Source organism: Winogradskyella sp., assembly GCF_025210595.1.
Taxonomy (GTDB): domain Bacteria; phylum Bacteroidota; class Bacteroidia; order Flavobacteriales; family Flavobacteriaceae; genus Winogradskyella.
In genome coordinates this window covers 30933-45219 of sequence record NZ_JAOARH010000064.1, presented here as the reverse complement: position 1 = coordinate 45219, position 14287 = coordinate 30933, and the positions used below count along the sequence as shown (strand labels likewise).

At 30.7% G+C, this 14287-nt stretch carries 14 protein-coding genes; 10 read left to right on the top strand and 4 right to left on the bottom strand.

Annotated features, from left to right (window positions below; genetic code table 11):
* From N4A42_RS06825 to N4A42_RS06780, 10 genes are all read left to right on the top strand, one after another.
* A partial coding sequence (locus N4A42_RS06825) for a hypothetical protein (RefSeq protein ID WP_294071768.1) occupies nt 1-334 on the top strand: 334 nt, incomplete at its 5' end.
* Nucleotides 335-379: 45 nt separating this feature from the next.
* The gene (locus N4A42_RS06820; protein WP_294071766.1) at nt 380-1543 is read left to right on the top strand and encodes a hypothetical protein; all 1164 of its coding nucleotides are present in this window, start codon (nt 380-382) and stop codon (nt 1541-1543) included.
* Nucleotides 1544-1763: 220 nt separating this feature from the next.
* A complete protein-coding gene (locus N4A42_RS06815) occupies nt 1764-1946 on the top strand; it encodes a hypothetical protein (protein WP_294071764.1) in 183 nt (60 codons plus the stop codon).
* 145 nt (nt 1947-2091) lie between these two features.
* A complete protein-coding gene (locus N4A42_RS06810; protein ID WP_294071761.1) occupies nt 2092-4044 on the top strand; it encodes an ATP-binding protein in 1953 nt (650 codons plus the stop codon).
* A 98-nt stretch (nt 4045-4142) separates the two neighbouring features.
* Nucleotides 4143-4799 (top strand): response regulator, encoded by a 657-nt coding sequence (locus N4A42_RS06805; RefSeq protein ID WP_294071758.1) that lies wholly within the window; start codon nt 4143-4145, stop codon nt 4797-4799.
* Between the two features lie 379 nt (nt 4800-5178).
* The gene (locus N4A42_RS06800) at nt 5179-5946 is read left to right on the top strand and encodes a hypothetical protein (RefSeq protein ID WP_294071755.1); all 768 of its coding nucleotides are present in this window, start codon (nt 5179-5181) and stop codon (nt 5944-5946) included.
* A gap of 22 nt (nt 5947-5968) precedes the next feature.
* Complete coding sequence (locus tag N4A42_RS06795; protein WP_294071753.1) at nt 5969-6133, top strand: hypothetical protein; 165 nt, start codon at nt 5969-5971, stop codon at nt 6131-6133.
* Between the two features lie 411 nt (nt 6134-6544).
* A complete protein-coding gene (locus N4A42_RS06790; RefSeq protein WP_294071751.1) occupies nt 6545-6970 on the top strand; it encodes a hypothetical protein in 426 nt (141 codons plus the stop codon).
* 75 nt (nt 6971-7045) lie between these two features.
* Entirely contained in the window at nt 7046-8191 is a 1146-nt protein-coding gene (locus tag N4A42_RS06785) for a DUF4369 domain-containing protein (RefSeq protein ID WP_294071749.1), read from the top strand.
* A gap of 171 nt (nt 8192-8362) precedes the next feature.
* Entirely contained in the window at nt 8363-9436 is a 1074-nt protein-coding gene (locus tag N4A42_RS06780; RefSeq protein WP_294071747.1) for a PA0069 family radical SAM protein, read from the top strand.
* A gap of 82 nt (nt 9437-9518) precedes the next feature.
* On the opposite strand, the gene N4A42_RS06775 is transcribed toward N4A42_RS06780, so the two are convergent.
* The 4 genes from N4A42_RS06775 to N4A42_RS06760 all read right to left on the bottom strand — a co-directional run bounded on the left by N4A42_RS06775 (nt 9519) and on the right by N4A42_RS06760 (nt 14169).
* Nucleotides 9519-12173 (bottom strand): T9SS type B sorting domain-containing protein, encoded by a 2655-nt coding sequence (locus tag N4A42_RS06775; RefSeq protein ID WP_294071745.1) that lies wholly within the window; start codon nt 12171-12173, stop codon nt 9519-9521.
* Nucleotides 12174-12278: 105 nt separating this feature from the next.
* On the bottom strand, nt 12279-12935 hold the full coding sequence (locus N4A42_RS06770; protein WP_294071743.1) for an HD domain-containing protein: 657 nt from the start codon (nt 12933-12935) through the stop codon (nt 12279-12281).
* Nucleotides 12932-13669, bottom strand: coding sequence for a 1-acyl-sn-glycerol-3-phosphate acyltransferase (locus tag N4A42_RS06765; RefSeq protein ID WP_294071741.1), 738 nt, complete (start codon nt 13667-13669; stop codon nt 12932-12934). The genes N4A42_RS06770 and N4A42_RS06765 overlap by 4 nt, the downstream gene beginning before the upstream one ends.
* 89 nt (nt 13670-13758) lie before the next feature.
* The gene (locus N4A42_RS06760) at nt 13759-14169 is read right to left on the bottom strand and encodes a BrxA/BrxB family bacilliredoxin (protein WP_294071738.1); all 411 of its coding nucleotides are present in this window, start codon (nt 14167-14169) and stop codon (nt 13759-13761) included.
* Nucleotides 14170-14287 lie beyond the last annotated feature (118 nt).

Genomic DNA, 14287 nt, shown 5'->3' with positions numbered 1-14287 from the left:
AGATTGGTCAGGTCATCGTTGTGTTGGTACTAATGGTATGTGTAAGATTGAGCCAATGTTGGAAGGTAATTCATTCCTGAAAATTGAAAGTAATAAACTTGTTTTTATAGTTTATAGAGATAAGCTCACTTTAAGGGAAGAGATTACGATATTAGGAAAGGAAATAGCTGAGGAAGGAGAAGATATTTTTCTTATGCCAGAATCATTTCCTTTAAATAGAGAGATTAGTAATGCCTTAGGAATAAAAGAAGATGCTAGTATTATAGCTGGAGAATGTCCTATGATTATTACTAAAGATGTTATTGAAATTACATTTGAAATAGAAATGAAATAACTAAAAGGTTGTGCTAAGGTAGTCCTTGTTTAAAATCAAAGAAAGATGAGGTTAGGTATGTTACAAAAAGTATTGTTTGTAGTAGGGTTATGTTATGGTCTTTTTGGCTATTGTGGTAATAACCCCAATAAAGATATCGATATTGTATTGACGCAATGGGTAGATGAGATTAAAGAAATAAAATTTAGTTATGAAAAGCTAAATACACCATTGTTAAAAAGATTACAAAAAAATAAAAGTAGATTATGGAATACCAATGATAGTGAGGAACAATTGAGGTTATTGATAGAAGCAAAAAAGCTAGAAGATCAATTAAGCTACAATTACAGAATGGAGGCAACAGACCTTAGTAAGATAAGGTATATTAAAGGTTTGCAAATTATTAAAATATTATATGAAAAATCACTCTCATTAGACCATCATTTTGCTTCAGTAGCAACATTTAATGAAATTAATAATCTTAGTAACCCTAACCATTACCCGGAATTTTTAGAGTTAAAAGGTGATTTAAGTAGTAAGCAAAATAAAAAGACAGGTTTTAACCTTACGTCAATACTTGGTAATAATATTTACACATCTGTAGTGCATTCATTTGTGTCACTTTTTTCTAATGACAATACATCTAGAGCAAAAAAGGAAGCTGATCTCAAGGATGTTGAGTGTATTCTAGACTTTACCTTACGTATGCACAATGATCTTAATACCATTTATTTTGAAACAGCTTTTTTGCAAAAAAGTAATGACGGAATTTTAAAGGAACTAGAGCAGTTGTTTGCCGACTTTGCAAAACCAATAAGCTACAAAACAGCACTAAAAGAGTGTCGTAATAGCGATGACTGGGATACAGTAAAGGAAAAATTAAATGCATTTATGGATGAACTCACAAAGTTTGCAAATGATGAGTCATTAAAGTATAAAGCTCATAAAATGAGAATAAATTTGGAGTTTTCAATTGATAGGCTACTCAATTTTATTGCGGTTTATAACGCACACATAGACCAAGGTACTAAGTTCTATGAAAAGTTTAGAATTATGCTAAACAGTTATGAGAATGAGCAGCAATGTGCTACCAAAATACCACCAGAATATGCTAAGTTAAAAGAAAATATAACCATTACCATAGAAAAGTTTAATACAGCCTATAGACCTGTTGAAATAAATGGTAGTAAAATGAAAGAAATCCTATACGGTATTAATGAGTATGAATAAATAGTTAGTGATAGTTTAAGTACTTATTTATAAGACCACAACAGTGTGAAAATATTGTTGTGGTTTTTTTGTTTAATACTTTGGAAATCAATGTTTTAATTTAACATTTTGTATGGAGAAACCATAAAGAGCACTTGCAAACGCACCTTAGTTTTACGGTAGAATTTTGAATGCATTCGGATTTTAAAAAACAGTAAAAATTTAATAATCCAAAAACAAAATGAAAACCAAACTAATTATAGGAGCATTAGCTCTGGGAGTATTTTTATGCTCATGTACCGCTGAAGAATTACAAAACGATGACAATAATCTTAACGAAATTGAGGACATCTATAACGAAGACACAACTAGTGAGACAGATCTTGATACGGGTGGAGAAGAAAGTGAACCAGGAGAAGATTAATTATATAAACACATCTCTTTTTTTCTATATTTAGAACATGAAAAGAACGTTATTTTTAATAGTAAGTATGATAGTCTTGATGCTTTTGTCTTGTAAAAAAGGTCAAAGTCAAAGACCTAGCAAAGAACCACTCTTGCCAAAAAGAGTGGATTCTTTATTTAATGCTGCTTACAATAATGATATTTCTATAAAAACTAGAAAAGAAGCGATAAAGAATATAGAAGACTATTTAGGCCAAAGAGCGAACGATTCTACTAAGAGAAAATGCTACTTAAGAGTTGCTAGCAGGTATTATGTCATTAATGATTTAAAAGGAGAATATAATAGTGTTGTCAAAGCTTATAAACTAGCTTTAAAAGTTAAGGATACCAATATTATTGCTCGTAGCTGTATGTATATTGGACATAATTATTTAAACCGAAATATGATGGATAGTGCTTTTTATTACAATTATAAAGCTACTACGTTTTACCCAATAACTAAAGATAAAAATACTCAAAAGAGAGCGCTTTCTAATTTATCATTAATTTTAAAAACGGTAAAAGACTATGATAAGAGCGAACAGTATGCGGTTGAAGCTTTAAAAGTTGTAGAAAAAGATAGTAATTATGCAGCCAAATATGGTGTTTATAATACCTTAGGTAGATTGTTTATGCAGACCAACAAACTTAGTCTTGCTTTAGATTACCATGAAAAGGCCTTAAAAGCTACAGAGCAATTTAATAATAAACAACAATCATATCGGTTACGATTAAAATCTCAGTCTTTAATAAATATCGGTGTAACCATGATGTTACAAGGTTACCATAAAGAGGCAGAAGAGTACTTTAAAGAAGCGGATGATATTAATGTATTGTCCAAACAGTATCCTATTAATTATGCGTATTTATTAGAAAATAGAGCTTATAATTTACATAAGTTGGGTAAAACAGATATAATGCCGTTGTTTAAAAGAGCTTTAGAGGTGCACGACAGTATTAACTCAAAGAGTAGAGGTAATGCAGAGTTATTATTAGCAAACTATTATAAAGATATTAATAAAATAGATTCATCATTTTATTTTGCAAAAAAAGCCTATTTGTCGTCTAAAGAAGAAAGTGAGTTAGACCAAGAGCTAAAGGCATTACACCTTATGGCACAAACAGATGATACTAGTAAAAAACCATATTGGTACGAAACTTACTTGTCTACTCAAGACAGTGTTGCAAAAAACAATCGCCAACAACAAGAAAAGTTTGCATTAATAGCTTTTAATACCGAGAATATTAAAAAAGAAAAACAATTTGCAGAAGATGAAAGAGACAAAGCCAATACACGTTTTTGGAGTGCATTAGCTATAAGCTCACTTTTTGCTTTTGCTCTGGTTATGGTCTATATAAATCGTAATAGAAAATTAAAAAACAAGGAGTTAAAGTTAGCACAAAAAGAGTTGGAGGCTAACGAGACTATTTATAGTCTTATGTTAGATGAACAGTTTAAGATAGAGCAAGGCAAACACATAGAGAAAAAACGTATATCTCAAGAACTGCACGATGGTGTTTTGGGTAAGCTTTCAGGTATTCGTCTTAATTTGTTTGTGCTCAATAAAAAGCGAGATAATGAAACAGTAGAAAAATGCTTGCCATATATAAAAAGTCTACAAGAGGTTGAAAAAGAAATCAGAGCTATTTCTCACAATCTAAGTCAAGATTTATTTTCAGATCAAGTTAATTTCACAAAAATGGTATCGGGTTTGTTTGAAAATATAGCTGGGCATTCTAATTTAAAACTCAAATTATATTTTGATGAGCTTATTGATTGGAAAACCGTATCTAATACCACAAAGATTGAAGTGTACCGTATGCTTCAAGAAGGCTTTCATAATATCCAAAAACATGCTAAAGCAAATAATGTTGTTGTACGTATGGTACAAAACGAAACAGATATTATTGTAGAACTTATAGATGATGGTATTGGTATGTCAAGCTCTAATATATCTAATGGAATTGGGCTAAAGAATATGAAAGAAAGAGCGGATAAAATTAATGCAAAATTAACTATAGAATCTCAGACTAATAAAGGCACTGTACTTTCTGTAGCCATACCCAAAGCTTTCTAAAAAATAAAAACATTAATAATCATACACATAACAGTTCGTTATAAATTAATTTCTCTATATTTAAATTCTAAATTTATCTACGTCTTTAGAACTAAGTTATGGAAGTATTGATTATTGACGATCATCCTATACAAATAGATGGGTATAAAACAACACTATCTTTAAGCGACATAGAAGAACCTTTAAGGTTTACATCTTGTAATAATTGCGAAGAAGCATACAAGGTAATTACAGCGCCTCAAAACAAAAACCGATTTACCTTAGCCATTATAGATTATAGCATTCCACCTTTTGAATCTCAAAAGCTTTTTAATGGAGAAGATGTAGCGTTATTAATGCAACAACATTTTCCTGAAACCAAAATAGCCATTATTACATCTCATACCGAAGCTATAGTGCTTTATAACGTATTAAAAAAAGTAAATCCGCAAGGTCTTATGGTAAAAAGTGATATAGATGGCGAAAGTTTACTAGAGGCATTTTCTCAACTTACAAAAGGTAATGGCTATTATTCCGAAACTGTAAGACAAGCAAAAAAGACATTGATCTCTAAAGAAGATCTTTTAGATCCAACAAATAGAAAAATTATAGAATTATTAGCACAAGGTATAAAGACAAAGAATATACCAACACACTTAGCGCTGTCTCAAAGTGCTGTAGAGAAACGCAAATCTAGAATTAAAGATGTTTTAGATATTACCAAAGGTAATGACGAGGATATTTTAAGAGAAGTACGCAAATTAGGACTGCTTTAATCTATAAAATAGAGCCCTCATTTTTTATATCTGTTTCTATTTATTATTGTCATTCCTGCGACTTGTACTGAGCTTGTCGAAGTAAGGCGGGAATCTAAATAACGTGATTTCCATTAAAGTTATAATGTCACCTTGAAGATTAGTTGAAATCAAAATTTATTTTGATTGAAAGCACACTATAAGGTAGTCGAAAGGTCTTGAAAGCTTTATCTTTATAAAGATTATTACCGCTTTAATTATTAGTGTTTTACACTTTAACAAATAGTATGGTTTTACCGTAACGACACCTTTTCTTCCCTAATTACTTTTACAAAGTCAATACGTTGCAACAAAAATTGGTATTGTATAATTAATTAAAAAATCTTTAAAATTTAAAAAAATGAAAAAATTTAAAACTTTTGTCACCTTATCACTTACAATATTTCTTTCTTTTTTGTCTTCTGCTCAGGAAGTGAAGAACTATGGGAATATGAAAAATCCATTTGATAAAATAGGGCAATTACACAATGATGCGTTAGATTATATTATTGAACGCAATAGTAAGATTGATGTTAAGGAAATATTAAGCTTGGCAGATGAATATTTAAAAGCCAATAACTCTAAGCACTCTTTTAAGAATTCTATTGAGGCTAATTCTGAAACGGTAGATGCTTATTATAAAAGCGGAGATAAAGTTAATTTTTTACTTAATGGTAATTTCCTTAGTAATCAAGGAGCTTTAGTGTACGTAAAAATAATGAACTTGAAAACAAGTAAAGAAAATCCAGCAAATGTAATTAATAAAATAAAGGAAATAGAAGGTGAAATAATATATAACAAGAATCTTAAGGAAAAAGAGAGGCAACTTTTTTTAGTAGCTACATCGGTTTACAGATACAGTATAGCTTATTGGACTAACCCGAAGAATACTTCAAAGTGGGGAATTCCAAATAGTAACATGCATAATATGCAAAGTAAGTTTAGTTGGGGTGATTTAGCAGGAAGTGATGTTGAAGGTGCGATAGCAGGTGGAATAGGTGGTGCTTTTGGAGGGTCAGTTACACTTCCTGTAGTTGGAACAGTTGCTGGATGGGTTGCAGGTGCAGCTGGTGGTGCTATTGGAGGATCAGCAGCTAATGCTATTGGTCAACTTACAGGATGGTGGTAATAATAATTTAATAAACAATACAATGAAAAAAATCGCAATCGTAATTATAATAGTTTTAGTTTTTTATCCTTTGAGTAAACTTAATTTTTTTGAAAATTCAATAATTTTTAGTGGAATATTAAAAGGTATTGAAATAGCATTAATTGTTTTAACATTAAAACAAAAAGACTCAAATAATAAAAAATAATATTTCAAAAAGAGCTTTTTTTTGCAATAAAGTATTTACATGTGATTTTTTATGTAATAAGGTGATTCAATCATGTAATATTAACTTCGAAATCTATTGCTAAAAAGTTGGCAAGATTCAAAATACAGACATATTTGTTAGCCGTATTATTAATATTAGAAATAAGTTATCGTAGTAAGGTTAATTAAAGTATACTTGAAATCTAAACATTAGTAGAATTTAGTTAAATAATAGTTTAATGAAACGTTTCGTGTACATACCGTTACTTGTTTTGTTATCAGTAACAGTAGTCTCATTTGTATTTTGGTTAATAACAGGAGAGCTTCATATAATTGCTCCAATACTTGGAGCTATGATAGTAGTAATACTATCAATTAAAAACTCAAAAAATTAGAAATTAAAATATCAATTATGAAAAAAATTATATTTGGCTTAATAGCCACAGTATTTATGAGTGTATTATCGGTTAATGCACAGTCAAAATTACAGCCCGTAGACATAGGTCTTGGTATGGTTTCTCCTACAATAGGAGATTGTATTAAAGGTCCTGCATTTTGTAGTTCAAGCTCAGATTTAACTATTAATTTTGAAAATTCAATAGTAGCTTTTGCTAAAGCTAGTAATGATTCGGTTAAAGTTGTGTTTAGTGAAAAATTCTATAATCAAAATAAAGAAAACCTTGGTGATGGTTTAGTTGTTAAAGCATCTACAACTATTCAGTTAGAGTTAGCAAGACGTTTAGGTTTTGAGAAAGCATTTGTGGTTGCTACAGGTACTTATAAAATAGTTTATAGTGATGGAAAGTACGAGACTGTACTAAAAAGAGCAAAAAGATAAGTATATCTTGTATTTAAAACTCAGGGTTTGTTATCATACAAATCCTGAGTTAATTTTTAATCTAATATCTGAGTTATGACAACATACATAAAGATTTTAATAGGTTTACTGGTTGCTACAGTGTTAAATAGTACACCAAATGAAGGAAGATTTAGTATTAACGGTAATATTTCTGGTTTTGAAGATGGTACCAAAGTAATGCTGTTAAATGCACAAAATAATATTGTTTTAGATACTTCGGTTGTTAAAGCAAACCGTTTTACATTTTTAGGAGAAACAACAAGTGAACCTCAAAGTTATGTTTTGTATATACCTATAGAAAACAATATGAAGTACACTTACCTTTTTATGGCAGATGAAGATGTATTTGTTGAAGGTGATATTAATGATTTCCCTAATAATCTTACAGTAACCGGTTCGGTACATCACAATCTTAAAGTTGCGTATGATAAACGCATTGCTGACTATGATAAAGAATTAACAGTTCATAAAAGCAAAATAGCAGAATTGCAACAACAAAACCTTTGGAATGATAGTTTACAACAAAAGTATATAGGAGAAAATGGTATTTTAAGAGAGATTAATGCTAAAAAAACAGAGGTAGAAAAGCAATTTATAGCAGATCATATAGACACCTATTACGCAATGCAAATTTTGTATTATAAGAAGTCTAATTATAAGGATAGGAAATTAAAAAAGATCTTTTCAAAATTTAGTAAAGAGCTTCAAAGTACCAAAAATGGAAAAGCAATACAGGCATATCTCAATAATCCTGAAATTAAAAAGGGTGAAAAATATACAGATTTTGAGGCTTTAAGTAGAGATGGATCTATAAAGAAACTATCAGAACAGTTTGATGGCAAAAAATATGTGTTGTTAGATTTTTCAACACCAACATGTCCACATAGTCAAAAAGCTATACCAATGTTACAAGACCTTAATGAAAAATATAAAGAGGATTTAAATATTGTTACTTTTTATACGGAAAGTAAACAAGAACATTTTGATTATATCTCAAATCTTGAAAAGAACACTTGGCAATTCTTATGGACAAAAGAAGGAGAAGAAGGTTTTCCATATAAACGCTATAGAATAAACAGTACACCAACATATTATTTGTTTTCTCTAGAAGGAAAGCTAATTGAAAAATGGTCTGGATTTCAACAAGGTTATTATGATGCTACTCAATCTAAAATAGAAAAGCTTATAGGAGTGAAATAAGAATGCAAAAGGTTTAGTTTTGATTGGGTCTTTTTTAACTTAGAAGATAAAATAATGAAGCCATATTTTTATGAAAACTTCAAAAAGTTTTAAATCAAATCGTAAACAAATAAAACATATGTAAGGCAATTAATTTAATTTTATTTATATTATTACATATAAAATATAAATATGTTTAAAGGTGAAATAAGTAAAGGTCGTGGTGCGCAGCTTAATGTGCGCAACCGTTTTTTTGAATTGTCTCACGAAATGCGAGATGATTTTTTAGAATTCTGTGAAAAAGAAGGTGAGATTGCTGACAAGAATAAAACCTTATACCTTAACGTATTTCCTAAAACTATAGTCAATAAAGTAAAGAGTCCAGATGTTGGCATGGCATATTCTATGAATATGTATCAAGGTTGCGAACATGGTTGTATTTACTGCTATGCACGCAATAGCCATGAGTTTTGGGGTTATAGTGCAGGTTTAGATTTTGAGCGACGTATTTTAGTAAAGAAAACAGCTCCCAAACTTTTAGAAGACCTATTGAAAAAGAAAAGTTGGAAAGCGCATCCAATTGTTATGTCTGGTAATACGGATTGTTATCAGCCAGCGGAGAAAAAATTTCAATTAACAAGGCAATGTTTAGAGGTGTTTTTAAAGTATAAGCATCCTACAGCAATAATCACTAAAAATGCACTTATATTAAGAGATTTAGACCTGTTAAAACAGTTAGCAAAGGATAATTTAATCTCAGTTAATGTATCTATAACATCTTTATCGGAAGATACAAGGCGCATTTTAGAGCCAAGAACAGCAACTATAAAAAGAAGGCTCAAAACAGTAAAGGAATTGAGTGATAATGGTATTCCTGTAAATGTAATGTTGGCTCCAATAATTCCGTCTATAAATAGTCATGAGATTTTGCCTCTGGCAAAAGCAGTTTCAGAAGCTGGAGCTTTAAGTGTTGCTTATACAATTGTTAGGTTAAATGGTGCTATTGGTGAAATTTTTACAGATTGGATTAGAAAGACTCTGCCAGATAGAGCAGATAAGGTTTTACATCAAATAGAGAATTGTCATGGAGGTACGCTAAATGAAAGTGTATTTGGCCTAAGAATGCGTGGCGAAGGTCAAATAGCTAAGCATATTAATGACCTAATGCAATTAGCTAGATTAAAATATTTTAAGAATAAGACTATGCCAAAACTTAATACAGAATTGCACAAGCAATATAAAGATGGACAGTTAAAACTATTTTAATCATTTTTCACTTTCCCATTCAGCATAAAATTGTTTTAAAAAACCTTCCATGTACTTATTTTTTATCAGATAGAATAATTGTTTAACGCTTTAAAGTAAAATGACTAGTATATACTCTTCCATCTTGTCGTTTTAAAACAAACCAATAATCGCTAGTTGGTAATTTATTCCCATTGTAACTACCATCCCAACCAATACTATTAGATCTTAATGTTGCTAAAAGTTTTCCATAACGATTATAGATGGATATTTTATTTAGAGGCTCTCTATTTGAGTTTTTAATTTGCCAAAAATCATTTTTTCCATCTCCGTTTGGTGTGAAAAACTTAGGGTACGACAATAAATATGTTGATCCACTAACAATTCCACAGCCATTTTTTTCTCTAATATAAACGGTAAATTCTTTAGGCTGCAAATTTGTGAAAATATTACTGTCTTGATAATTAATGCCGTCTATTGAAAATTCATAATCGCCAGAACCTTCTACAAAAACAGTTATAATGTTTTGGTTTTGAGTCCAATCTACAGTCTCAAAACCTAAAAGAGTAGCTGCTTCTGTTTCAATTACATTTACAGTTTTTGAAGTGCTGCATGTTATTCCGTCAATAGTTTTTGTAGCAGTGACTGTATATTCTCCAGCTTCAGATATAATAATACTCTGTGTTGATTGTCCTGAAGACCAGTTGTAAGAATCGTATAAGTTATCTGCAATCAGCTCAGTAGAATCACCTCTGCATAAGAAAATTTCTTCAGGTAAAGTGCTTATTTGAGGAATAGAAACAACATTTAGGCTAATATGCTCTCCAAGTCCTAGACAAGTATTGTTTATAGTGCTATCAACCCTTACAAAAATTCCTTGAGTATTTGGAGATCCTATATTTTCGTAATTTGTTATATCTAAGATTTGATTAGTTTCTAAAAGAGCATCGTTAATGCTTCTGTAAAAGGAGAGAACAATCTCTTCATTATTAGGGAATAAGCTTTCAATTTCAGGGATTATAGAACTGAAATCAAAGGTGGTAATACCATCGTTTGTGTCTAATCCTGTATCGCATTGATAAAACTCTCTTATAAAACTACTTGGGATTTGAGTTGTTGAAACGGTTAACATAATTTGGGAAAAATTGTAACAACCATTAGAGTTTTCTACTCTAGCCCAGATTTCATCTGAACTAGCAGTTTCATTTACATAACTAGCTGTATTGAAAATTTGATTAAACCTATTTTGTGCATTGAAAAGAGTTTTGTAAAACGTAATAGTTTCATTATCGCTGTTTTCAGAGATATCTGTTAGTATTCCATTAAGATTAAAATTGCTGAAACCATCTAAATCATCGTCACACTGATTGAACTCAATAATTGGTGCGACAATAGGTGTTTCATTTATAGAAATATATTTGGTTTCTGATGAAGTATTGGTTCCAGAGATTACAGTCAATTTCACTTCATATTCACCTGAATTATTATATACATGAGAAGGATTTTCTTCAATAGAGGTATTACCATCTCCGAAATCCCATAAGATACTATCATATGTTTGAGATACATTGGCAGTAAACATAGTTGTGTCTGATTCACATAAATTCTCAACTTGAAATCCAACAAAGAAAAAAGATTGAATAAATGGAGGTAAGCCTAATCTTGAAATCTTACTACCTAAATATAATCCGTCTTCCATGTATTCACATTCTTCTCCTAAGTTATTAGGTTCAGATATTACGTGTAAGAAGAGATTGTCCCATTCAGCAATATAAATTCTGCCATTAGGACCCAATTGAATTCCTCCATATCCGTATGCAGAATCTGTATTTAAAACAACTGTATATTGAGATAGAAGTAATTCGCCAATTGTTGTACTTGTTAGGTCATATTGAAATATGCCAACACCAGAACTAACATATAAAATTTTACTATCTGGAGAAAACTCAATGCCGTATGGAGAGGCAGTAAAATTGTTATATGTGATTGGAATGCTTATAGGATTAGAAACCTGACCAGTTGTTGGATTAAAGTCCAATAATTCAACACCACCATTTTCATCTTCTGGTGCGGATCTAGCAACTGCTAATTTTGTTCCATCGGGTGATACTTTTATTTGACCTCTTGTATTTCCTTTGTCAAAAAGAGGTGTAATAGGTAGTCCTGTAGCGCTAATTATTGGTTCTGAATCTACACCATTCTCAGAAATTCTATAAACTAAAAATTCGTTATTGCCGTATTTATGACTAATAACCCAATATTCATTTAATGTTGCATGTTTTATAGCTGTTAATTTTTCTGTAATTGGTGTGTAGAGTGGAATGTTTTTGTTTGTTGTAATTCCACCCAATCCAGCATCTAAATTCATATCCACTTCAGAGTATTGTAAACCAAATTCTCCAGCATCATCATCTGCAGTAAAAATGTAGTAAATGTTTGATGAATTAGGTTTTGGAACTACTATAGCTGAGTGGGAGCTTGAAAAATCTCCATTTAAATCATTACCGTTAAGCATTACAGAATGCTGTGCATTGTAAACTGTTTTGCCATCAGTATAGAATAGTAAATTTCCATTGGCATCAGAAATACTAGCACATCCTTCACCAGTATTAAGTTGCCCATTTGTTAATATTGTAGGGTTTCCATTATTAAAATCTAATCCTGCATTTTCTCCAAAGTACCAATTATTAGCTTCGTTTTGAGAAAAGCAAAAAAAGCAATTAATAATAAAGAGTATAATTAAAGTGTTTTTTTTCATTAAAAAAGTTGATAATCAAAACCTCAAGATAAACAAAAACATTTTAATCAAAAATTGATATATGCTAAGTTTTATAAATTCATTTGACCAATAAAATTATTTTAATCATTTCTCACCTTCCCATTCAGCATAAAATTGTTTTAAAAAACCTTCCATATACTTATGTCTTTCAGTAGCAATTCGTTTTCCGGTTTTTGTGTTCATCTGATCTTTTAGCAATAACAATTTCTCATAAAAATGATTAATTGTTGGCGAATCAGAAGTTTTATATTCTGCTTTAGTCATATCTAAATTAGGTGAAATATTAGGATTATATAAAGCTCTATTTTTAAAACCGCCATAGTTAAAACAACGTGCTATACCAATTGCACCAATAGCATCTAATCGATCGGCATCTTGTACAACTTCCATTTCTTTAGAAGTAAATGATGGGTTTAAATCAAAAGAATTTTTAAAAGACATGTTCTCAATAATCTGAGTAACATGCTCTATAATTTCACTATCTACATTTTGTTTTAATAAAAATTTGCTTGCAACTCTTGGCCCAACAGTTTCATCACCATTATGAAATTTAGGATCAGCAATGTCGTGTAATAGAGCAGCTAGAGCAACTACAGTCATATCAACTTTTTCTTGTTTTGCAATGAGTAATGTGTTTTTATAAACACGCTCTATATGAAACCAATCGTGACCGCCTTCGGCATTTTTGAGTTCATTTTTTACAAAAGCAATGGTAGAGGCTATTAACTCTTCATTTTTCATTGTACAATACTATTTTTTATCTGAGTTTCAATAAGATTTGTCAATTCTAATTTGTCTTCAAATAGATTGGCTTGTATAGGCTTATGAAGTATAAAAGAAATATTAGCTCCTAAGCCCATTGGAAATTTACCATACTTTAAAGTTTTCCATGAATTATTGATTGTAACAGGTACAATTAAGGCATTTGGTGTATGCTCTAGCATAGTCAGTAGTCCTTTGGTTTTAAAAGGTTTTGGATTGCCATCTCTACTGCGAGTGCCTTCGGGAAAAATTGTTGCAGCCCATTTGTTTTTTTCAATACGTTTTGCGAAATCTTGAATAGCTTTTATAGAGCCTATAGGATCTTTTCTGTCTATAAGTACAGAACCTCCATGACGTAGATTATAAGAAACACTTGGTATACCTTTGCCTAATTCTTTTTTACTTATAAATTTTACATGGTGCTTACGAAGGTACCATATTAGAGGCGGAATGTCATACATGCTTTGGTGATTAGAAACCAAAATTAGAGGTACACCTTTTTTAATTTTATAAGGATTGTTGAAAGTGAAAGTTGTACCCAATATATTAAGGCACCGCATTATAAAAAACTGTAACCAGTCAACGCTAACTTTATGAGCTTTGTACCCAAAAATATTTTTGTAAAACCACTGTATAGGATGAAAAATTACTAAGGTTAATCCAAAGCAGGTGAAATATAAAACTGTAAGAGGATAGGCTAATATTTTTTGCATATCACAAAAGTAAATCAATGGTAATGAAGCACAAAAAAACCACGAATAATAAATCCGTGGTTTTATTTTATATTTTAACTAAATCAATTTTAGCAATGCTCATTATAAGCATCCATAAGATTTTCAGCAATTAATTCTGCTGGACGACCTTCTATATGATGACGTTCTAACATATGTACTAATTCTCCATCTTTAAATAAAGCCATACTTGGCGAACTTGGTGGAAATGGAACCATATATTCTCTTGCCTTATTTGTAGCATCTCTGTCTACACCTGCAAATACAGTCACTAAATTATCAGGACGTTTAGCATTTTGTATACTCATACGAGCTCCTGGTCTTGCATTTGCTGCAGCACAACCACAAACAGAATTTACAACAACAAGAGTTGTGCCTTCTTTTGCCAATGCTTCATCAACAGCTTCTGTGGTATGTAATTCTTCAAAACCAACATTGGTTAAATCTTCGCGCATTGGTTTTACTAATTCTGCTGGATACATATTATTTCTTTTTTAATTAACATTTTAATTCCGATAGTTCTCGGTATGCAAAGATACGTAAAAATAGTCTCCAATACTTTGTATTCAGTAGGCAGAATAAATTGTGCTATCAAGTTTT